The 21,183-nt window shown below is 68.5% G+C and carries 21 protein-coding genes and 1 pseudogene; 18 read left to right on the top strand and 4 right to left on the bottom strand.

From position 1 onward, the window contains the following. Positions 1 to 26: 26 nt before the first annotated feature. The 8 genes from RJ1_RS26785 to RJ1_RS26750 all read left to right on the top strand — a co-directional run bounded on the left by RJ1_RS26785 (position 27) and on the right by RJ1_RS26750 (position 7,651). Positions 27 to 881 carry a redox-sensing transcriptional repressor Rex gene (locus tag RJ1_RS26785; protein WP_073365559.1) on the top strand — a complete coding sequence of 285 codons (855 nt, stop codon included), beginning with the start codon at positions 27 to 29 and terminating at the stop codon, positions 879 to 881. After that, positions 878 to 2,317, top strand: coding sequence for a glutamyl-tRNA reductase (locus RJ1_RS26780; protein ID WP_073365558.1), 1,440 nt, complete (start codon positions 878 to 880; stop codon positions 2,315 to 2,317). Before RJ1_RS26785 ends, RJ1_RS26780 begins: the two co-directional genes overlap by 4 nt. Further along, positions 2,314 to 3,279 (top strand): hydroxymethylbilane synthase, encoded by a 966-nt coding sequence (gene hemC, locus RJ1_RS26775; RefSeq protein ID WP_073365557.1) that lies wholly within the window; start codon positions 2,314 to 2,316, stop codon positions 3,277 to 3,279. Before RJ1_RS26780 ends, hemC begins: the two co-directional genes overlap by 4 nt. A gap of 75 nt (positions 3,280 to 3,354) precedes the next feature. Beyond that, positions 3,355 to 4,920 (top strand): bifunctional uroporphyrinogen-III C-methyltransferase/uroporphyrinogen-III synthase, encoded by a 1,566-nt coding sequence (locus RJ1_RS26770; protein ID WP_073365556.1) that lies wholly within the window; start codon positions 3,355 to 3,357, stop codon positions 4,918 to 4,920. 78 nt (positions 4,921 to 4,998) lie between these two features. Next, complete coding sequence (hemB, locus tag RJ1_RS26765) at positions 4,999 to 5,973, top strand: porphobilinogen synthase (protein ID WP_073365609.1); 975 nt, start codon at positions 4,999 to 5,001, stop codon at positions 5,971 to 5,973. 28 nt (positions 5,974 to 6,001) lie between these two features. Next, positions 6,002 to 6,607 carry a hypothetical protein gene (locus RJ1_RS26760; RefSeq protein ID WP_073365555.1) on the top strand — a complete coding sequence of 202 codons (606 nt, stop codon included), beginning with the start codon at positions 6,002 to 6,004 and terminating at the stop codon, positions 6,605 to 6,607. A gap of 277 nt (positions 6,608 to 6,884) precedes the next feature. Further along, positions 6,885 to 7,319, top strand: coding sequence for a transport-regulating membrane protein Mce1N (gene mce1N, locus RJ1_RS26755; protein ID WP_143048977.1), 435 nt, complete (start codon positions 6,885 to 6,887; stop codon positions 7,317 to 7,319). Next, positions 7,316 to 7,651, top strand: coding sequence for a hypothetical protein (locus tag RJ1_RS26750; RefSeq protein WP_073365553.1), 336 nt, complete (start codon positions 7,316 to 7,318; stop codon positions 7,649 to 7,651). The genes mce1N and RJ1_RS26750 overlap by 4 nt, the downstream gene beginning before the upstream one ends. Here the strand turns inward: RJ1_RS26750 and RJ1_RS26745 are convergent. From RJ1_RS26745 to RJ1_RS26735, 3 genes are all read right to left on the bottom strand, one after another. Continuing rightward, on the bottom strand, positions 7,583 to 9,529 hold the full coding sequence (locus RJ1_RS26745) for an acyl-CoA dehydrogenase family protein (RefSeq protein ID WP_073365552.1): 1,947 nt from the start codon (positions 9,527 to 9,529) through the stop codon (positions 7,583 to 7,585). The genes RJ1_RS26750 and RJ1_RS26745 overlap by 69 nt on opposite strands. A gap of 65 nt (positions 9,530 to 9,594) precedes the next feature. Next, positions 9,595 to 10,098, bottom strand: coding sequence for a DUF427 domain-containing protein (locus RJ1_RS26740; RefSeq protein ID WP_073365551.1), 504 nt, complete (start codon positions 10,096 to 10,098; stop codon positions 9,595 to 9,597). After that, complete coding sequence (locus RJ1_RS26735; protein ID WP_073365550.1) at positions 10,095 to 10,583, bottom strand: Lrp/AsnC family transcriptional regulator; 489 nt, start codon at positions 10,581 to 10,583, stop codon at positions 10,095 to 10,097. The genes RJ1_RS26740 and RJ1_RS26735 overlap by 4 nt, the downstream gene beginning before the upstream one ends. Positions 10,584 to 10,700: 117 nt before the next feature. Between RJ1_RS26735 and hppD the strand changes: the two genes are divergently transcribed. The 7 genes from hppD (at position 10,701) to RJ1_RS26700 (ending at position 16,771) form a co-directional block, all read left to right on the top strand. Next, positions 10,701 to 11,909 (top strand): 4-hydroxyphenylpyruvate dioxygenase, encoded by a 1,209-nt coding sequence (gene hppD / locus RJ1_RS26730; protein ID WP_073365549.1) that lies wholly within the window; start codon positions 10,701 to 10,703, stop codon positions 11,907 to 11,909. A gap of 33 nt (positions 11,910 to 11,942) precedes the next feature. Further along, positions 11,943 to 12,707 (top strand): SDR family NAD(P)-dependent oxidoreductase, encoded by a 765-nt coding sequence (locus RJ1_RS26725; RefSeq protein ID WP_073365548.1) that lies wholly within the window; start codon positions 11,943 to 11,945, stop codon positions 12,705 to 12,707. Next, positions 12,704 to 13,216 carry a VOC family protein gene (locus RJ1_RS26720; protein ID WP_073365547.1) on the top strand — a complete coding sequence of 171 codons (513 nt, stop codon included), beginning with the start codon at positions 12,704 to 12,706 and terminating at the stop codon, positions 13,214 to 13,216. Before RJ1_RS26725 ends, RJ1_RS26720 begins: the two co-directional genes overlap by 4 nt. Before the next feature lie 61 nt (positions 13,217 to 13,277). Next, positions 13,278 to 14,603: a glutamate-1-semialdehyde 2,1-aminomutase gene (gene hemL / locus RJ1_RS26715; RefSeq protein ID WP_073365546.1), complete on the top strand. Its 1,326-nt coding sequence runs from the start codon at positions 13,278 to 13,280 to the stop codon at positions 14,601 to 14,603. An 85-nt stretch (positions 14,604 to 14,688) separates the two neighbouring features. Then, on the top strand, positions 14,689 to 15,348 hold the full coding sequence (locus tag RJ1_RS26710; protein WP_073365545.1) for a histidine phosphatase family protein: 660 nt from the start codon (positions 14,689 to 14,691) through the stop codon (positions 15,346 to 15,348). Next, positions 15,345 to 15,944 carry a TlpA disulfide reductase family protein gene (locus RJ1_RS26705; protein ID WP_073365544.1) on the top strand — a complete coding sequence of 200 codons (600 nt, stop codon included), beginning with the start codon at positions 15,345 to 15,347 and terminating at the stop codon, positions 15,942 to 15,944. Before RJ1_RS26710 ends, RJ1_RS26705 begins: the two co-directional genes overlap by 4 nt. Next, on the top strand, positions 15,941 to 16,771 hold the full coding sequence (locus RJ1_RS26700) for a cytochrome c biogenesis CcdA family protein (RefSeq protein ID WP_073365543.1): 831 nt from the start codon (positions 15,941 to 15,943) through the stop codon (positions 16,769 to 16,771). The genes RJ1_RS26705 and RJ1_RS26700 overlap by 4 nt, the downstream gene beginning before the upstream one ends. Here the strand turns inward: RJ1_RS26700 and RJ1_RS26695 are convergent. Next, on the bottom strand, positions 16,768 to 17,955 hold the full coding sequence (locus RJ1_RS26695; RefSeq protein ID WP_073365542.1) for an RNA-guided endonuclease InsQ/TnpB family protein: 1,188 nt from the start codon (positions 17,953 to 17,955) through the stop codon (positions 16,768 to 16,770). The genes RJ1_RS26700 and RJ1_RS26695 overlap by 4 nt on opposite strands. Positions 17,956 to 18,050: 95 nt before the next feature. Here RJ1_RS26695 and resB point away from each other — a divergent pair, with 95 nt between their 5' ends. The 3 genes and pseudogenes from resB to RJ1_RS26680 all read left to right on the top strand — a co-directional run. Then, positions 18,051 to 19,715: a cytochrome c biogenesis protein ResB gene (resB, locus tag RJ1_RS26690; RefSeq protein WP_073365608.1), complete on the top strand. Its 1,665-nt coding sequence runs from the start codon at positions 18,051 to 18,053 to the stop codon at positions 19,713 to 19,715. Then, positions 19,712 to 20,689, top strand: coding sequence for a c-type cytochrome biogenesis protein CcsB (gene ccsB / locus RJ1_RS26685; RefSeq protein WP_073365541.1), 978 nt, complete (start codon positions 19,712 to 19,714; stop codon positions 20,687 to 20,689). Before resB ends, ccsB begins: the two co-directional genes overlap by 4 nt. A 95-nt stretch (positions 20,690 to 20,784) precedes the next feature. Then, positions 20,785 to 21,183: pseudogene (locus RJ1_RS26680) on the top strand (MinD/ParA family protein); the annotation flags it as partial.

Here is a 21,183-nt window from a genome sequence, read left to right as displayed (position 1 = left end):
CGGAGCATCGTGAAGAACGGCATCGAATGCCGGTCGGACGAGGAGCCAACGACGTGACCGAAACGCACCAGACGCATGGGTCTGTGGCCCCTGGCGTCACGGGCGCGGTCGGGCCGTCTGTGGTCGGTTCTCCGGCCCCCTCGGTCGCCGGTGCGTCCCCGCTCCCCGAATCGAGGGACATCCCCCAGGCTACGGTGACGCGCCTCGCGACGTACCTGCGGGTCCTCGGAGTGCTGACGGAACGCGGCACGATCATCGTCTCCAGCGAGGAACTCGCCGCCGCCTCCGGTGTCGGCTCCGCGAAGCTCCGCAAGGACCTGTCCTTTCTCGGGCCGAACGGCGTGCGCGGCGTCGGCTACGACGTGACGCGCCTCCGAGCCCGCATCGAGCGCGCGCTCGGCCTGGACCGCGGACACAAGGTGGTGCTCGTCGGCGTCGGGAACCTCGGCCAGGCCCTCGCCGGCTACGGCGGCTTCGGCCGCCGCGGGTTCTCCATGGTCGGACTGTTCGACAGCGACCCGGCCCGGGTGGGTGCGCCGGTGGGCGACCTCACCGTGCGGCACGTCGACGAACTCGAGCAGGCCTGCGTCGAACTCGAAGCCACCATCGGTGTCATCTCGACGCCGGACGAGGCGGCGCAGGAAGTCGCCGACCGGCTCGTCCGCGCCGGACTGCGCTGCATCCTCAGCTTCTCGCCGACCTCACTCGACGTCCCCGATCACGTCGAGATGCGCCGCGTCGACCTCGCCGTCGAAATGCAGGTTCTCTCGTTCAACAGCGCACGCAACACGGAATCGGTCCCCACCGCTCCGCGCGTGCGCATCGGACATTCGGCTGTCCCGTCCACCGCACCAAGAAACGGATCAGTGATCGCGCCGTGAGTGTTCTGCTTGTCGGGGTCTCGCACAGGACGGCCCCGGTGCCGGTTCTCGAGCGAGTGGCTGTCACCGACACCGATCGCCCGAAGTTGACGGACAAGCTTCTGGCGTCGTCGCACATCTCGGAGGCGATGATCGTCTCCACCTGCAATCGGGTGGAGATCTACGCGGTCGTCGATGCGTTCCACGGTGCGCTGACCGAGGTCGGCGAACTGCTCGCCGACCATTCCGGGCTCGATCTGACGGACCTGCACCGGCACGCGTACGTGCGCTACAGCGAGGCCGCCGCCGAGCATCTGTTCGCCGTGGCCAGCGGTCTCGATTCGATGGTGATCGGCGAGCAGCAGATCCTGGGCCAGATCCGGACCGCGTATGCGTCTTCCGACGCCCAGCAGGCCGCGGGCCGCACGCTGCACGAACTCGCGCAGCAGGCACTGCGCGTCGGCAAGCGGGTGCACTCGGAAACGGGCATCGACTCCGCGGGCGCCTCCGTCGTGTCCGTGGCCCTCGACCGCGCCGCCGGAATCGTGGGAACGGGCGGACTCGCCGGACGCACCGCTGTCGTCGTCGGCGCCGGTTCCATGGGCGGGCTGTCGGTCGCGCACCTCACGCGTGCCGGGATCGGCCGCATCATCGTCGTGAACCGCACCAAGGAGCGTGCGGAGCACCTCGCCGACACGGCCCGGTCCAACGGCGTCGAGTCGGAGGCCCTCGAACTGAGTGAACTGCCCACTGCGATGGCCCAGGCGGACGTCCTCGTGACCTGTACCGGCGCGGTCGGCGCCGTCGTCACGCTCGCGGACACCCACCGCGCGCTGGCGCAGCCCGGCCGCGACCCCGAACGCCCCCTCGTCATCTGCGACCTCGGACTGCCCCGCGACGTGGAGCCCGCCGTGGCGGGTCTGCCCGGGGTCACCGTCCTCGACATGGAGTCGCTGCAGCGCGACCCCGCCGCCGGCGCGGCCGCATCCGACGCCGACGCCGCCCGGACGATCGTTGCCGCCGAACTCGCCAACTACCTGGCAGGCCAGCGCCTGGCGGAGGTCACACCGACCGTCACCGCCCTGCGCCAGCGCGCGGCGGACGTGGTCGAGGCGGAACTCATGCGACTGGACTCGCGTCTGCCCGGGCTCGACGACCCCGAGCGCGACGAGGTGGCCCGCACCGTCCGGCGCGTCGTCGACAAACTCCTCCACGCGCCGACCGTCCGGGTCAAGCAGCTCGCGTCCGCGCCCGGCGGCGACTCGTACGCCGCCGCCCTGCGCGAACTGTTCGAACTGAGCCCCGGAGCGGTCGAGGCCGTCGCGAAGCCCACCGACCTGGGAAGCGCCACCGACCTCGGTGCCATCGACATCACGGACGGCTTCATCGCCGGCCAGGACCCGCGCCTGCGCCGCTTCGTCGCAGACGACAACCACGGGAAGGAATCGCAGGCATGAGCGCCGTCGGCACCCGCACTCTGCGGATCGGAACCCGGGGGAGTGAGCTCGCGACCACCCAGGCCGGCACCGTGCGTGACGCACTGATCTCGGCCGGGCACGACGCCGAACTCGTCATCATCAAGACCAAGGGCGACCAGTCCATGGAATCGGTGGAGAAGATCGGGGTCGGTGTCTTCACTGCCGAACTGCGCGAAGCGCTCGCCGACGGCCGGGTCGACGTGGCCGTCCACTCCTACAAGGACCTGCCGACCGCCCGCGACGAGCGGTTCACCATCGCCGCCATCCCGCCGCGGGAGGATCCGCGAGACGCGCTCGTGGCCCGCGACGGACTGGTGCTCGGTGAGCTGCCGGCCGGTTCGAAGGTCGGCACGTCCGCACCGCGGCGCACGTCGCAGCTCCGGGCGCTGGGCCTCGGCCTCGACATCCGCCCGCTGCGCGGCAACCTGCAGCGCCGACTCGGCAAGGTCGAATCCGGCGAACTCGACGCCGTCGTCCTCGCGCGGGCCGGGCTGGCCCGGATCGGCCGCCTGGACCTGATCACCGAGTCTCTCGAACCGGTCCAGATGCTGCCTGCACCCGCGCAGGGCGCGCTCGCCGTCGAATGCCTGTCGGCGAACACCGCGCTCGTCGCGATCCTGTCGGAGCTCGACGACCCGAACAGTCGCGCCGCCGTCACCGCGGAACGCGCGCTGCTCGCCGAGCTCGAGGCCGGCTGCACCGCGCCCGTCGGCGCCATCGCCGAGGTCGTCGAATCGCTCGACGACGACGGCCGCATCTTCGACGAACTGTCCGTCCGAGGCTGCGCCGCAGCCATCGACGGTTCCGACGTCATACGCACGGGGGCCGTCGGCTCCCCGGAGAACGCCGAAGAACTCGGCCGCTCCGTCGCGCGGGAGCTTCTCGAGCTCGGTGCGCGGGAGCTGATGAATGTCACCGAGGCCGGTGATGCCGATGTTTGATGTGCGAAGGCCGACTGATCGGCCGATCCGCTTCCTGTACCCATCTCGACACATGATCGCACTGGAGAATTACCGATGAGCCGAGTCCGTAAGAACACCCCCGGACGAATCCTGTTCGTGGGATCCGGACCGGGCGATCCGGCACTGCTCACCGTGCACGCACGGGACGTCCTTGCCGCAGCGACCCTCGCCTTCACCGACCCCGACGTCGACAAGGGCGTCACCGTTCTGGTGGGCACCGACCTGGGCGTCGACGCCGAGACCGGTGAGCCGCTCGCCGAGGTCCGGCCCGCGCTGGGTGAGCCGGCGGAGGTCGCGAAGACCCTCGTCCACGAGGCGAAGAACGGCCACGACGTCGTGCGTCTGGTGTCCGGCGATCCGCTGACCACCGATTCCGTGATCGCCGAGGTCACCGCCGTCGCCCGCACCCAGGTGCAGTTCGAGGTCCTGCCCGGCCTGCCGTCCGCGTCCGCCGTCCCCTCCTACGCCGGTATGGCGCTGGGGTCGGGGCACACCGAGGCCGACGTGCGCGGTGAGGTCGACTGGGCGGCCCTGGCCGCCGCACCCGGACCGCTGGTCCTGCACGCCACGTCGGGTCACCTCGCCGAGACGGCGAGCGCGCTCGTCGAGCACGGCCTGGCCCCGCAGACACCGGCCGCCATCACCGTCCGCGGCACCACCCGGCAGCAGCGCACCGTGGAGGCCACCCTCGCGACGCTGAACGAGGCCGGATCCGAACTGGTCGGTTCGCTGGTCGTGACGGTCGGCAAGGTTGTCGCCCAGCGCAACAAGATGTCCTGGTGGGAGTCGCGCGCACTGTACGGCTGGAAGGTCCTGGTGCCGCGCACCAAGGATCAGGCCGGCGAAATGAGCGACCGCCTGGTCACGCACGGCGCCATCCCGATCGAGGTGCCGACGATCGCCGTCGAGCCGCCCCGCAGCCCGGCGCAGATGGAACGGTCCGTGAAGGGTCTCGTCGACGGCCGCTACCAGTGGGTGGTCTTCACCTCCACCAACGCGGTGCGTGCGGTGTGGGAGAAGTTCGAGGAGTTCGGGCTCGACGCCCGCGCGTTCTCCGGCGTCAAGATCGCCTGCATCGGTGAGGCCACCGCCGCCAAGGTGCGGTCGTTCGGAATCAACCCCGAACTCGTGCCCGCCGGCGAGCAGTCCAGCGAAGGCCTGCTGGCCGAGTTCGCGCCGTACGACGACGTGTTCGACCCGGTCAACCGGGTTCTGCTGCCCCGCGCCGACATCGCCACCGAGACGCTGGCCGAGGGCCTGCGCGAACGTGGCTGGGAAATCGACGACGTCACCGCGTACCGCACCGTCCGGGCTGCGCCGCCGCCGGCCGAGACCCGCGAGATGATCAAGACCGGTGGGTTCGACGCCGTCTGCTTCACCTCGTCCTCGACCGTCCGCAACCTCGTCGGCATCGCCGGGAAGCCGCACGCGCGCACCCTCGTCGCCTGCATCGGCCCCAAGACCGCCGAGACGGCGATCGAGTTCGGCCTGCGTGTGGACGTGCAGCCCGAGACCGCTCAGGTCGGCCCGCTGGTGGAGGCTCTCGCCGAGCACGCCGCGCGCCTGCGGGCCGAGGGCGCACTGCCCCCGCCGCGCAAGAAGTCTCGCGCACGGCGATAGGCGCTACGCGCCTGTGAGTGGTTGAGGAGTCCAGGCACTCCTCAACCACTCACAGGCCCGACGAAGGAGGGCATGTCCGTGTTTCCGACCCACCGACCGCGACGGCTTCGCCGCACCCCGGCCCTGCGCCGGCTCGTGGCCGAGACTTCGCTCGAGCCACGGCATCTCGTGTTGCCGATGTTCGTCGCGGACGGTATCGACGAGCCGCGTGAGATCTCGTCGATGCCCGGCGTCGTCCAGCACACGCCCGACTCGTTGCGGCGGGCGGCGACGGAGGCGGCGGAGGCGGGGCTCGGCGGGCTCATGCTTTTCGGGGTGCCGCGTCCCGACGACAAGGATGCCGAGGGTTCGGGCGCGTCCGATCCGGACGGCATCCTGAACCGCGGATTGCGCTGGCTCGCAGACGAAGTCGGTGATGCGACGGTGATCATGGCGGACACCTGTCTGGACGAGTTCACCGACCACGGTCACTGCGGTGTGCTCGACGCCGACGGTGCCGTGGACAACGACCTCACGCTGCAGCGGTACGTCGACATGGCGGTCGCGCAGGCCGAGGCCGGCGCGCATCTGCTCGGTCCGAGCGGAATGATGGACGGCCAGGTCGCCGCCATCCGCAAGGCTCTGGACGACGCGGGCTACACCGACGTCGGTCAACTCGCGTATTCGGCGAAGTACGCGTCGGCGTTCTACGGGCCGTTCCGTGAGGCGGTCGGTTCGTCGTTGCAGGGCGATCGTCGTACGTACCAACAGGACTCGGCGAATCGCCGGGAATCGTTGCGTGAGGTGGACCTCGACCTCGAGGAGGGCGCCGACATGGTGATGGTGAAGCCGGCGATGTCCTACCTCGACATCCTGCGCGAGACGGCGGACCGCTCGCCCGTCCCCGTTGCGGCGTATCAGATCTCGGGTGAGTACTCGATGATCACGGCCGCCGCGCAGAACGGCTGGATCGACCGGGACGCCGCAATCCTCGAATCGCTCACGAGTATCCGCCGCGCCGGCGCGGACGTCGTGCTGACCTACTGGGCCACCGAAGCGGCGGGCTGGTTGTGATCGCCACGACGGCGGATACGGTAGTGCCATGACCCAGCAGTGGCCACCGACACCGCCGCACCAGGCCCCGCATCAGCAGGGCCCGGCGCCGCAGAATTTCCCGTACCCCCCGCCGGTGCCGCAGCCGAAGTCCGAACGTCCGGCTCCGGTCGACGTGGGCACTGCGGCCCAGTTGCTGTGGGCCGTGGCCGGGCTCGGTCTGATCCAGGCACTGGCCGCGATGGTACTGGTGGTGGGGGAGAAGTCGACGTTCGTCGACGAACTGATGAACAACCCCAGCGTCACGTCGGGCGAGGTCGACATGAGCCGCGACAGCGTGGAGACGCTGTTCTACGTCGGTATCGGGTTCACCGTCGTGCTGATCCTGATCCTCACCGGGCTCTTCCTCCTGTTCGTGCACTTCATGCGCAAGGGCAGGAACTGGGCCAGGATGCTGCTCACCATCGCCTGCGTGATGATGGTGGTGTGGACGATTCCGGTGCTCTTCGGCATCGGATCCGACGGAAGCGGCACCGCACTCGCGCTCGGCGGGGTGCAGATCCTTCAGGCCGTGGTCGCCGTCGGCGCCGTCGTGTTGATGCACCGCAAGGATTCCAACAGCTACTTCCTGAGGCTGCCTCCCGCCGCCGAGTAGCTTCGATTTGCTCGTGAAGTATAAAGATGTACCGTGAAGTACGTCACAAGGGCGCGACGACGAAGTGCGTCACAAGGGCACAGACGACAGACTTCATTTCGACCGAAGGGCTTTTTCTCCATGCGCGCTGACGATCGAGCACACGGGTCTCGCAAAGAAGCACTGATGTTCGCCATCATCGTGGCCTTCGTTCTGCTGACTCTGTTGCTCGTCGTGATCCCTGGTGTCCTCTCCTGACGTGCCCGTGCTGTTCAGTGAGCCCGGCGCGCGTTGGCGGATGGTGGCATTCGGTCCGGTGTTCTGCCTGATCGCCTTGATCATCGAACTGCTGACCGGCCCCGTGGTGCACTGGTTCGCGTTGTCGCTGTTCGCGGTGCTGCTCAGCGGGTTCGTCTACGTGCAGGTGGTGGCGGCCCGCAGGCACGCCAGCGTCGAACTCACGACGTCGTCGTTGCGGCAGGGCACCGAAGATCTGCCGATCTCCGAGATCCTGAAGATCATGCCCCCCGCCGACCCCGAGGCGTACGAACAGCAGCCGTGGGAGACAGCCCGGAGTCTGGGCGAGTTGTCCGCGGTTCCCCGGCGACGCAGTGGAATCGGACTGCGACTGCGGGGCGGCGCCCTGGTGCAGGCGTGGGCGAAGGACGACGAGGGACTGCGCGCGCAGCTCGAGTCGTTGCTCGCGAAGTCGGCGGGAGGGTCGGCGGAATGAACCGCCGTGCCGTGGTGGTGGCCGCCGAGTGGATCGGCGCCGTGGTCGGCGTCGTTCTCGCAGTGTGGTGCTGGAACCACGCGCAGGTCACGTCGGAGTTCGGCCCGGTGGCTCCCAGCGCGCCCTCGTTCGTGGGAACCGAGTATTCGGGATCCTGGATCGCCGTCGCGGCAGGGCTTGTCACGGTCGCAGGGTTGCTGGTGATCGATTCGGTGCGCCGGTTCCGGCACGGCCCGGCGGGCGAACCCGCCGAGCCGTCCCCGTCACCGGAAGATGTGGGTCTTGCGGACGGTGTCGGTCCCGGGACCGTCGAGCATCGCGGAACCGAGTAGCGCCTCGGGAACCCCGAGTCCTTCGATCAACGTCTGCGCGTGCGGCCGCAGCGACCGGCATCGTTCGTTGATTCCCCGCTGCACCGCCTTCGACCGCTCCACCGACAGCTGCCGGTGCTCCATGAACCACGCCTTGTCCTCCTCGATCACGCTCAGCGCGTACAGGTCGCAGACGTCACTCAGCAGGTCGCGGGCGTCGTCGTCCTCGCATTCGTCGATGCCGGCGACGAACGCCTCGAGCACGATCCGGTCGATGTGGGCCTGCGCGGCGTGCAGCACGTGATCCTGCACGAAATTGAAGGCGTCGAACGGGTTCTCCTCACGCTTCTGCGCACCCTGGAGGCGACGGGCCGCGGTCGAGAGCAGGTACTGCTCGCGGTCCTCGAACATCGCCAGCTGGGTGCCGCGGTTGAACAGGCTCCCGTCTTCCTCGTTGTCCTGCCTCGTGTCGAGGATCGTCTGGATGATCTGCTGCGCGGCGGTGCGCTTCTTCACGACGTCGGACACGGTGGTGGCCGCGAAGCGCATCCACTCGACGGGGCTCATGCCGCGCACCTCGTCCGCGTAGGACGTGAGCAGTTCCTTGGCGACGAGCTGCGTCAGGACGTGGTTGTCGCCCTCGAACGTCGTGAACACGTCGGTGTCCGCCTTCAGTGCGGTGAGACGGTTCTCGGCCATGTACCCGGCGCCGCCACACGCCTCGCGGGCCTCCTGGATCGCGCGGGTGGCGTGCCAGGTGTTCGCGACCTTGAGCCCGGCGGCGCGACCCTCGAGCTCCCGCTGCTCCTGCGGGTCGGCGTCGTCGCTGCTCTGGATCTCGTGCATCTTGGCGACGAGCTCGTTCTGGGCGAACTGCAGTGCGTAGGAGCGGGCGATCAGCGGGAACAGCCTGCGCTGGTGCACGAGGTAGTCCATGAGCAGCACCTCGTCCTCGGCCTGCGGTGCGTTGAACTGCCTGCGCTGCAGGGCATACCGCGTGGCGATCGACAGGGCGACGCGGGCGGCGGCGCCGGCGGACCCGCCGACCGTGACGCGTCCCCGCACGAGGGTTCCCACCATGGTGAAGAAGCGGCGGTTCGCGTTGTCGATGGGTGAGGTGTAGGTGCCGTCCGGCTCCACGTCGGCGTACTTGTTGAGGAGGTTCTCGCGCGGAATCCGCACCTGGTCGAACGTGATTCGGCCGTTGTCGACTCCGGGCAGCCCACCCTTGTATCCGCAGTCGGACGTGTGGACGCCCGGCAGATCGTTGCCGCCCTCGTCCCGGATGGGCACCAGGAAGCAGTGCACGCCCTGGGACTCGCCGCCTGTGATCAACTGCGCGAACACCGCCGCCATCGTCGCGTGCTGCGCCGCGCCACCGATGTAGTCCTTGCGTGAGGACGGTGTGGGGGAGTGGACGACGAATTCGCCTGCGTCCGCGTCGTATGTGGCGGTGGTCTCGAGCGCCTGCACGTCGCTGCCGTGACCCGTCTCGGTCATCGCGAAGCAGCCCAGCAGATCGAGATCGATCAGCCGCTTCACGTAGGCCTCGTGGTGGCGCTCGGTGCCGAGGTTCTCGATCGCGCCGCCGAACAGTCCCCACTGCACCCCGGCCTTGACCATCAGGGACAGGTCGGACATCGCGAGCATCTCGATGCTCGTGACGGCGGCCCCGGCGTCACCGGTGCCGCCGTGGTCTTTCGCGAATCCGTCGGCCGCGTAGCCGTTGCTCGCGAGCAGGCGCAACTGGGCCAGCGTCGTCGCGCGGGCCTCGTCGAGGTCGGGGGTGTAGTGCGGTGCGAAGTCGGGGGTGCCGGACAACTCGGCCCGGACACGCTGGCGCACCTCCCGCCAGCGCCCGTCGAGTGTGCTTCTCAGGTGGTCAGCTGTGGAGGCCATGATTCGACATTAGCCGCCGCCGTGTCGAGCGTGGGTGTCACGCGAGCAGCGTCGCCGGGAGGTGTTCACCAGAAGGCACTACCGGGCCCGCCCTTGAACGGCCCGACCACCCGATGGGTGATCCAACCGCCGTAGAAGCCCCCTGTCTGGGGCCGGACCCGCTCGCCGTCGACGACACAGCGGTCCATCGAACCCGGCATGACTGCCACGTGCCCGAGGAGTGATTCGTATCCGGCAACTGGCCGCGGATAGTGCCACGCTGCACGATCGGCGACCTGTTCGCCTGCCATGACGTCGAAGTAGTCGGCCCGCCCCTTCCACTCGCAGATCGTGCTCCCGGGAACCGGCCGCAAGACGCCCTCCGCGAAGCAGGAGCGCGGCAGGTAGTAGGTCGGTGGGTGACTCGTCTCGAGCAGCCGCAACGGGGTCCCCGTCCGTGCGACGAGTTGCCCGCCGAACCACACCTCGACCAGCTCTTCGCTCGGCTGGACCGCGGGCGGCCGCGGGTAGTCCCACACCGACTCCTGCCCCGGGCCGGCGGGATCCGGCGCCGGGTGACCGCTCGTCACGGTATGTCCTTCTGGCCGCCCGGGACCGCGGCGCGGACGAGTTGCTCGTGCCGCAGGGCGATCTGCGTCTGTGTCGCGATGACGGTCGACGAGCGGAGGACGTTGTGCCCGTCGACGATCGAGTTGATGACCCGCTGCAGGTCGGCGTGGGTGCGCGCCACCACGCGGACCAGGACGTCGCCGGCCCCGGTGATGGTGTGCGCCTCCAGCACTTCGGGGATGGCGGTCAGGTGCTCGACAACCGCGGCGTGCCCGTTGCCCTGGGCGATCTCGAGTGTGGCGAACGCGACCACCGGAAACCCCAGCGCTTCGGGATCGAGTGTCGGTGCGGAACTGGTGATCACACCGGTGCGTTCGAGCCGGTCGAGTCGCGCCTGAACGGTGCCACGCGCCACCCCGAGTCGTCTCGATGCCTCGAGCACCCCGACCTTCGGCTCGGCATGGAGGAGGCCGAGCAGCGCCGCGTCGAGCTCGTCGATACCCATGACGCACCCCTGGTCAATATGTACGGTCGATCGGTCTTTCTGTCCAGCATTGTGTACAGATTGAACAGCGTCAATGGTCACCGTTGCGCAGTGATGTGTGCTGGATCACAGTGAGGTATGACCATCGCCGACATTCGCCTCACGCCCCGCGAGGTGGCCGCGCACCTGGAGACCGACGAGCTTCGGCAGCTGGTCGGGCTCGTCGAACACGACGACGCCGCAGATCCGTTTCCCGTCGTCGGAATGGATGCCGTGGTGTTCGTGTGCGGCAATGCGACGCAGAGCATGCAGTACTTCGTCTCCACCTGGGGCATGACGCTCGTCGCGTATGCCGGCCCGGAGACCGGCCAACGCTCGCACAAGTCGTTCGTGCTCGAGTCGGGGTCGGCGCGGTTCGTCCTGCACGGCGCGGTCGATCCGAAGAGCCCGCTCGCCGACCATCACAGGTCCCACGGCGACGGCGTGGTGGATCTGGCCATGGAGGTTCTCGACGTCGACCGCTGCATTGCGCACGCGCGGGCGCATGGCGCCACCATCCTCGAGGAGCCGCGCGACGTCACCGATCTGTTCGGCACCGTCCGGCTCGCGGCCATCGCCACGTACGGCAGCACCCGGCACACCATCGTCGACCGCAGCCGGTACGACGGCCCCTACCTGCCCGGTTTCGTCTCGCGCGCCAGCGGTTTCGCGGCGCGACCGGGTAGGCCGACACGGTTGTTCAAGGCGCTCGATCATGCCGTAGGCAACGTCGAGATGGGCCGGATGGATCACTGGGTCCGGTTCTACAACCGGGTCATGGGATTCACGAACATGGCCGAATTCGTCGGCGACGACATCGCCACCGAGTACTCGGCGCTGATGTCGAAGGTCGTGGCGAACGGCAACCACCGGGTGAAGTTTCCGCTCAACGAGCCCGCGGTGGGGAAGAAGAAGTCGCAGATCGACGAATACCTCGAGTTCTACGGTGAGCCGGGTTGTCAGCATCTCGCGCTCGCGACCGGCGACATCCTCGCGACCGTGGACGCGCTGCGGACCGAGGGCGTCGAATTCCTGAACACTCCCGCCGCGTACTACGAGGATCCGAAACTCCGGGCGCGCATCGGCACGGTGCGGGTGCCGGTGGGGGACCTGCAGAAGCGCGGAATCCTCGTCGACCGCGACGAGGACGGGTACCTCTTGCAGATCTTCACCAAGCCCCTCGGCGACCGTCCGACCGTGTTCTTCGAACTGATCGAACGGCACGGCTCGCTCGGGTTCGGGGCGGGCAACTTTCAGGCTCTGTTCGAGTCCATCGAGCGTGAACAGGCGGCCCGCGGCAATCTGTGATCGTCCGTCCGGCACGCAGTGCATCATCGAGTGATGGATGAGACTGATCGGGGATCGTTCGCAGGGAAAATCGCACTCGTCACCGGTGCCTCCTCGGGGCTCGGTCGCGCCGTGGCCCGGGTGCTCACCGACCGGGGAGCCCGCGTCTTCGGCGTCGCCCGTGACGGGGAAGCGTTACGGCAAGCCATGATCGAGATCGCCGGAGCGGACGCCGCTGACTGGTGCGCGCCCACGGACGTCGCCTCGCCGGACGCGTGCCGCGCGGCCGTCGAATCGTGCGTCGCCACGCTCGGCGGCCTGGACGTGCTGATCAACGTCGCCGGTTCGCACACCCTCCGGCACACCGCGGACGTCACGGACGCGGACTGGGCACGCGACCTCGCCGTGAACCTCGACGGGCCGTTCTTCCTCTCCCGGGCGGCGCTGCCGCATCTACTCGAGCGGGGCGGCAACATCGTCAACGTCGCGTCCGTCGCCGGGCTGGAGGGGCAGGCCTATTCCGCCGGTTACTGCGCCGCCAAACACGGACTGGTGGGTCTCACCCGAGCGATGGCGCTCGAGTTCACCGGCACACCGCTGCGGATCAACGCCGTCTGCCCGGGCGGAATGATGACGCCGCAGGTCACGAACTTCACGTTTCCGGAGGGTGTCGACTTCGACCTCGTCATGAAATCGGCCTCCCCGCGAGGACTGATGGAACCCGAGGACGTGGCGAAAACGGTGGCGTTCCTCGCGTCCGACGACGCCTCCGCCATCCACGGCGCCGTGTACGCGGTGGACAACGGGAAGATGGCATGAGTCTCGTCGACGGCCCGATCTTCCAGATCTGCTGGGTGGTCGACGACGTCGAGTCGGCGGAGCGGTACTTCACGGAGCAGCTGGGCGTCGCGCGATGGCTGCGGCTCCCCGACGTGCACTTCGGTCCCGAGCACTGCACGTACCGCGGGCAGCCCGCCGACTACGTGGTCCACGTGTCCCTCGGATACGCCGGAGGGCAGCAGCTCGAGCTGATCCAACCGGTGTCCGGACGCAACCTCTACACGGAACAGCTGGAGACCGGCGGTCCCGGCGTCCACCACGTGGCGTGGGTCCCCGAAGACTTCGACGCCACCCTCGCGGAGGCCGCGCGTCGTGGTCTGCCCGTCGTGCAGCAGGGCCGGTTCGAGGGCGTCGGGATGGAGTTCGCCTACCTCGAGGGCGGTCCGCTCGGCGGCTACGTGGAACTGATGAAACTGTCCGACGAGATGCGGGCGATGTTCGACTCGCTCGTCCCCACACGTCCGGACGCGACGGATGGGGCAGAGTGATCCTGGCCACCCACTACACCCTGTCGTTGGCAAATTCGACAGAACTGGGACACTGGAGGCCGTGACTGTTTCCTCCGGTGACCCCGACGTGCACGCATCCCGCTCCGCCCAGCTCTTCGAGAGGGCTGATCTGGTCATTCCCGGCGGCGTCAACTCCCCGGTCCGGGCCTTCCATTCGGTCGGCGGCACCCCGCGGTTCATCAAGGAAGCGTCCGGCTACACACTCACCGACGTCGACGGCAACGACTACGTCGATCTCATCTGCTCCTGGGGGCCGATGATCCTCGGGCACGCGCACCCCGCCGTCGTCGAGGCCGTGCAGAAGGCGGCCGCCACCGGCCTGTCGTTCGGCGCGCCCACCGAGGGCGAGATCGAACTGGCCGAGGAGATCGTCCGCCGGGTCGCGCCGGTGGAGAAGGTGCGCCTGGTCAACTCCGGCACCGAAGCCACCATGAGCGCCGTCCGCCTGGCCCGCGGCTTCACCGGCCGGACCAAGATCCTCAAGTTCTCCGGCTGCTACCACGGCCACGTCGACGCCCTGCTGGCCGACGCCGGTTCGGGACTCGCCACGTTCGGACTCCCCACGTCCCCCGGGGTGACGGGTGCGCAGGCCGAAGACACCATCGTCGTGCCCTACAACGACCTGGACGCCGTCGCCCAGGCGTTCGCCGCGAACGAGGGCCGGATCGCGTGCGTCATCACCGAGGCCGCCGCCGGCAACATGGGCGCGGTGGCGCCGCAGCCCGGTTTCAACGAGGGCCTGCGCACCCTCACCCGCGACAACGGCGCGCTGCTCATCATGGACGAGGTGATGACCGGATTCCGGGTCAGCTCCGCCGGCTGGTACGGCCTCGACGGCGTCGCCGGTGACCTCTACACGTTCGGCAAGGTGATGAGCGGTGGCCTGCCCGCCGCCGCGTTCGGGGGCCGCGCCGACGTCATGGCGCATCTCGCCCCGGCCGGACCCGTCTACCAGGCGGGCACCCTGTCCGGGAACCCCGTCGCCGTCGCTGCCGGGCTCGCCAGCCTGCGCGCCGCGGACCAGGGCGTGTACGACGCACTCGAGCGCAACAGCGCCACCCTGCGGACCCTGCTGTCCGACGCGCTGACCGCGGAGAGCGTGCCGCACCGGGTGCAGACCGCAGGCACGATGCTCAGCGTGTTCTTCAGCGAGGACCCGGTGACCAACTACGACGAGGCGAAGGCCGCCCAGACCTGGCGCTTCCCGGCGTTCTTCCACGGCCTGCTGTCGCGTGGGGTGTACCCGCCGCCGAGCGCGTTCGAGGCGTGGTTCGTCTCCGCCGCCATGGACGACAAGGCATTCTCGATCATCGCCGACGCCCTGCCGCACGCTGCCAAGGCCGCCGCCGCGGCCGTCCGGCCCTGACGTGTCGTCCCCCGTGGCGGCAACACCGCCCCGCCGCACCGCCGACTCCCACCCGACCTCCCGCCCCGACCCGAGGAACCGCGACGTGACCGAAGCCGATCATCCCGACCACACCCAGACCCGCACCATCGTGCATGTGCTCCGGCACGGCGAGGTGCACAACCCGCGCGGAATCCTCTACGGCAGGCTCCCCGGGTTCCGGCTGTCGGTGACCGGTGAGGCGCAGGCGCGAGCGGTGGCGTCGGTGCTGGCCAAGCACGACATCACCCACGTGGTGTCGTCGCCGCTGCAGCGGGCGCAGGAGACAGCGACCCCGATCGCCGACGCGCACGGCGTCGAGATCGCCACCGACGAGAACCTCATCGAGGCGGGCAACGAATTCGAGGGCCTCAAGGTCTCCGTCGGTGACGGCGCGCTGTCCCGCCCGCGGCACTGGTGGAAGCTGCGCGATCCGTTCACCCCGTCGTGGGGCGAGCCGTACCTGCAGATCGCGCACCGCATGCTCGCCGCCGTCAACAGCGCCCGGGTGTCGGCCGTGGGACACGAGGCCGTCGTCGTCAGCCACCAGCTCCCCGTCTGGACCCTCCGCCGGTTCCTCCAGGGTGAGCGGCTGTGGCACGACCCGCGCCACCGTCAGTGCGGTCTCGCGTCGCTGACGTCGCTCGTCTACGAGGGCGACACCCTCATCGACATCGTGTACTCGGAGCCCGCGGGCGCATCGGATCCGAGGGTGACCGGGGCATGAGTCGGGGGCGCTTCGCCGGGCTTCTCGCGGTGATCTGTACGGCCGCGGTGTCGCTGTCGGCGTGTGCGTCCGGCGACGACGCCGTGGCTCAGGGCGGCACGTTCGACTTCGTGTCGCCGGGCGGCCAGACGGAAATCTTCTACGACCCGCCGGCCGACCGCGGCACCATCGGCACGGTGACGGGTCCCGACCTGATGACCGAGGGCAAGACCACGTCACTCGACGACTTCGAGGGCCAGGTCGTGGTCCTCAACGTGTGGGGGCAGTGGTGCGGTCCGTGCCGGGGTGAGGCCGACGACCTCGAGCAGGTGTACGAGGAGACCAAGGACCAGGGTGTGTCGTTCCTCGGAATCAACGTGCGGGACAACCAGCAGGACAAGGCGCAGGACTTCGTGATCGACAACAAGGTGTCGTATCCGTCGATCTACGACCCCGCCATGCGAACGATGATCGCGCTGGGCCAGAACTACCCCACGAGCGTCATCCCCACGACGATCGTGCTCGACCGGGAACACCGCGTGGCCGCCGTGTTCCTGAAGGAACTGCTGGTCGAAGACCTGAAGCCGGTGGTCGAACGGGTGGCGCAGGAATCGTGAGCACCAGCACTGCCCTTCTCGCCGGCGGCGTCGGCGACGCCTTCCAATCCACCGCGGCATCCGGCCCGCTGCTGCTCGCGCTCGGTGCGTGCGTCCTCGCCGGTCTGGTGTCGTTCGCGTCGCCGTGCGTCGTGCCGCTCGTTCCCGGATACCTGTCCTACCTCGCGGGTGTGGTCGGGGCGGACGCCCCGGCCGTCACCGCGGAGGAGGCCGCCACCCGCACGAAGACGGTCGCGGACGGACGGTTGCGGGTCGCGGGCGCGGCCGGGTTGTTCGTCGCCGGTTTCACCGTGGTGTTCGTGCTCGCCACCGCCTCGGTGTTCGGCGCCATCTCGGCCCTGGCGATCAACCGCGACATCCTGATGCGCGTCGGCGGGGTGGTCACCATCGCCATGGGCCTGGTGTTCATCGGCCTGATCCCGGCCCTGCAGCGCGACACGAGGCTCGAGCCGCGCCGCATCTCCAGCCTGGCCGGGGCCCCGCTGCTCGGTGCCGTGTTCGCGCTCGGCTGGACCCCGTGCCTCGGCCCCACCCTGGCGGGTGTCATCTCCCTCGCCGCCGGCACCGACGGTGCCACCGCCGCCCGCGGAGTGGCCCTCATCGTCGCGTACTGCCTCGGCCTCGGGTTGCCGTTCGTGATCCTGGCGCTCGGCTCGTCCCGCGCGCTGCGCGGTGTCGGCTGGCTGCGCCGCAACGCGCGCACCATTCAAATCTTCGGCGGAATCATGCTGGTGGCCGTGGGCATCGCCCTCGTCACCGGCGCGTGGGACCAGTTCGTCGGCTGGGTTCGCGACGCCTTCATCTCGGAAGTGACCCTCCCCATTTAACGGTTCCCCATTGATGAGGCCTGGGGATCTTCAACTCGGACCGCACTCACAACCAACCCAGAGGAGGGCTGCAAGTGACTTATATCGTCAACGCTGGTGTGGCCCCGCTCTGCCACAGCCAGGATCACCCTGGCGGCGTTCCGGTCACGATGAGCAGTACTGCCGCACCCGTAACACCGGAAAGTTTGTTCGCCGAGCCCCAATTGCTGCTTGGCTCTCGCGAAGCAACTGGAGCACGTCATGGTCGTGTACCTGGGCGAGACGAGCACCAGCTGACGGTCGAACCGGTGGGCGAATTCGATCAGCCCCCTCTTCACCGCCCCGATCGTGGCATCAGCAGACTTTCGCGCCATTGTCGATTTGACGAGGAACTTCGGTTTGAAGTCCTCCACGGCGATCAGCTGATGGTCCTCGACGACCCTTCGTGCCCAGATCCTGGAGTCGTGCTGAGTCTGGCGAGCCGCCTTCTTTTGCAGTCGCGCGGCCTGCCTCTTGGCGGCGATATACCCGCGCGATGGTTTCGCGCCTACACGTCGGCGTCGCGCCATCTTGCGTTGTACCTTTGCGAGCTCGGCGGCGCAGCGCTTCCGATGCCTAAGGTATGGCAAATCGTAGCGCTGGTCGGTGGTAGTCGCGGTCGTCGATACACCCCAGTCGATACCAATGGCGCCTTCTACTCTGGGAATCGGCGTATCCGGTCGTCGGACGACGAACGACGCATACCAATGACCAATGGAATCCTGGTACACACGGACAGAGGTTGGCTTGGACGGCAATTCGCGGGACCACACTACGGGGATCGTTGTACCTTTCGGCAGCATCAAACGCCCGTCGCTAATCGAGAAACCCCGAGTCGTGAATTCCAACGAGGGGAGAGCGCGCTTCCGCGCTTTTTGCCGCGGTCGCCCCCTGTCCTTCAATTTGAACGAGTCGGTCAACGCCTGCCAGTAATTGCGCAGCATCTGCTGTTGCGCGACCTGCGAGCCCGTCCGCAGCCACTCGCAACGGGCTCTCGCCTCGGTAAGCATCCGAGAGAGAGAGCCCATAGTCGGCATAGTGCCGGAACTCTGTTGATGCACTGCCTCGTTCCACAAGAACCGGCAGCGATGCCACTCCGCGACAAGTGCAGTTTCTGCCGTCGCGCCCGGTCGCAGGCGGTAGGTGTAACGCACGATCTCCCCCATTCCCGAACAATAACGAGAGGCACCGACATGTATCGGCAGCCATGCAGTATGCGCACTGCGCGAGCCGAATCCGCGGGTTCGACGGGAGTGACGCGATGAGCGACACCCAGACCCCCGAGGCCCCGGAAGCCGCACCGGTGCCCCGTCAATCGCTGCCGGGCCGCGCGTTCGCGCTCGTCCGCAACACCTGGCGCGGACTCACGTCCATGCGCACGGCGCTGGTGCTGCTGTTCCTGCTGGCCCTCGCCGCCATTCCCGGCGCGCTGCTCCCGCAGCGCAGCCTCAACGCGGGAAAGGTCGACGAGTACATCGCGAACCGGCCCACCCTCGGCCCGTGGATGGACAAACTCGAACTGTTCGACGTGTTCGGCAGCTTCTGGTTCACCGCGATCTACGTGCTGCTGTTCATCTCGCTCGTCGGCTGCATCCTGCCGCGATGCGTCGACCACGCCAAGGCGCTGCGCACCCGTCCGGTGCCGGCCCCGCGCAACCTCGCGCGACTCCCGCACCACCACGAGGACCGGGTCGACGAAACACCCGAGGAACTCGCCGCCCGCATCCGCACCCACCTGAAGGGGTGGCGGGTCGAGACCCGCGAGGGCGGGGAGCGTGCCGCGCACGACGGCGAGATCACCATCTCCGCGGAGAAGGGATACCTGCGCGAACTCGGCAACCTCGTCTTTCACCTGTCCCTCGTCGGACTGCTCGTCGCGATCGCCGTCGGCAAGCTGTTCGGTTACGAGGGCAATGTGATCGTCGTCGCCAACGACGGTCCCGGCTTCTGCACCACGTCGCCTGCCGTCTTCGACTCGTTCAAGGCCGGCAACACGCAGGACGGCACCGGTATGACGCCGCTGTGCGTCAAGGTCAAGGACTTCGCGGCCGACTACCTCGACACCGGTCAGGCCGAGATGTTCACGTCCAACATTTCGTACCAGGCCGGCGACGACCTCGAGACGAACACGTGGCGGGACGGGCAGTTGCAGGTCAACCACCCGCTGCGCGTCGAGGGTGACCGCGTCTACCTGCAGGGTCACGGGTACGCGCCGACGTTCACCGTCACGTTCCCGAACGGGGAGACCCGCACGGAGACGCTGCAGTGGCGTCCCGACGACGCGACGACGTTCCTCAGCAGCGGCGCCATGCGGTTCGACCCACCCGGCGGCATGTACCCAGACACCGACGAGCGCCGGAAGAACCAGATCGCGATCGAGGGACTGTTCGCTCCCACCGCGTTGTTCCACGGCAACCTGCTGGCGTCGAGCTACCCGGCGATGAACGACCCGGCCGTCGCCATCGACATCTACAAGGGCGACACCGGACTCGACACGGGCAACCCGCAGTCGCTGTTCTCGCTCAATACGGAACTGATCAACCAGGGCCGGCTCGTGAAGCAGGACCGGGTGAACCTGAAGCCGGGGGAGAGTTCGACGCTGGCCGACGGCACCCAGGTACGGTTCGACGGAGCCGTGGACTTCGTGAACCTGCAGGTGTCGCACGACCCGGCGCAGCAGTGGGTGCTGGTGTCGGCTCTGACGATGATGGCGGGACTGCTCGTCTCGCTGCTGGTCAAGCGCCGCCGCATCTGGGCCCGCATCTACCCCGCGGACGCCGCGGAGCAGGGGCCACGACGTACTGTAGTAGAGCTTGGTGGACTCGCCCGGACCGATCAGGCCGGCTGGGGCGACGAGTTCGGCCGGCTCTGCACCCGTCTGCTCACGGACGACACGAAGCCTGACGCGCAGGAGAGCCAACGATGACGACCAACGAGACACTGGCGCAGTACAGCGACTGGGCCTTCCGATCAGCCTTCACCGTGCTGGCGCTGGCACTCGTGCTGCTCATCGTGCAGTACGCGTCCACGCGGGCGCGGGCCGTGCAGGACCGGGAACTCGTGTCGGCCGGCGCGGGCGCACCCCCGGCCGCGACGGCCACAGGTCCCGGCCGGCTGATCGAGAAGCCGAAGAAGCCGCTGTCCGAGCGGTTCGGCGGCATGGGTGCGGCCGTGCTCGTCGTCGGCACCGTCCTGATCTTCGCCTCGATCGTGCTCCGCGGATTCGCGACCGAACGGTTCCCGCTCGGCAACATGTACGAGTTCGTGACCATGGCCTGCGCGGCCGCGCTCGTCGTCGGACTCGCGCTGCTGTCGAAGCCGGCCTACCGGTCGATGTGGGTGTTCCTGCTCGTTCCCGTCCTGATCCTGATGTTCCTCGCCGCCACCGTGCTCTACGCCGACGCGGCCCCCGTGGTCCCCGCGCTGCGGTCGTACTGGCTGCCCATCCACGTCACCATCGTGAGCGTCGGCTCCGGTGTCTTCCTGGTGTCGGGCATCGCGAGCCTGCTGTTCCTGCTGCGCATGCGGTACCCGCACGGCGAGGAGGGATCCGGCGTCTTCGCGCGGATCGCGGAGCGCCTGCCCGACGCCCAGACCCTCGACCGGCTCGCGTACAAGACCACGATCATAGGGTTCCCGCTGTTCGGCGCGGGTGTCATCCTCGGCGCCATCTGGGCCGAGGCCGCCTGGGGCCGATTCTGGGGCTGGGATCCGAAGGAGACGATGTCGTTCATCGCCTGGGTGATCTACGCCGCCTACCTCCACGCCCGCGCGACGTCCGGATGGCGCGACACCAAGGCCGCGTGGATCAACGTGGCGGGGTTCGTCGCGATGCTGTTCAACCTGTTCATCATCAACATGGTGGTGTCGGGGTTGCACTCGTACGCGGGCCTGAACTGACCGTAGCCACCGACTGATATCCTTCCGCCGCGACGTCTCCGACCGGTGTGATTCCGGTGGGGGCGATGGAGACTTCACGAGGGGGATGTTCAGCCATGTCCGAAAACAACGCCGGCATGTGGGAGCCGGTACGGCCTGCCTCGAACCTGCCTGGAGACGACAACGGATCGGCCGTCGCCTGGAACGCCGCGCGGCAGGCACCGTACGTTCAGCCTCAGGGTCCCAACCCGTTCGCGCAGCCTGCTTCCCAGGCCCAGGCCCAGGCCCAGGCCCAGGCCGCCACGCCCGCGCGGCCGCAGACCCAGGCCCCGGCGGCTCCCGTCCCGCAGCAGGCTCCCGCCACACAGCAGGCCCCTCCGCAGGGACCGTTCACGCCGCCCCAGCCGCAACAGCAGTTCGCGCCCCAGCAACCCGCGAACCGCCCACACAACTCGAATGCCGATCAGCCGTACGCGGTTTCGGCACGCGACCTGTCGACGTCGCTGCTCCTCAAG

This window comes from Rhodococcus jostii NBRC 16295 (assembly GCF_001894825.1).
GTDB lineage: Bacteria > Actinomycetota > Actinomycetes > Mycobacteriales > Mycobacteriaceae > Rhodococcus_F > Rhodococcus_F jostii.
Note: the sequence above shows the minus strand (reverse complement) of the source record. Positions and strands in the feature narration are given on the sequence as shown.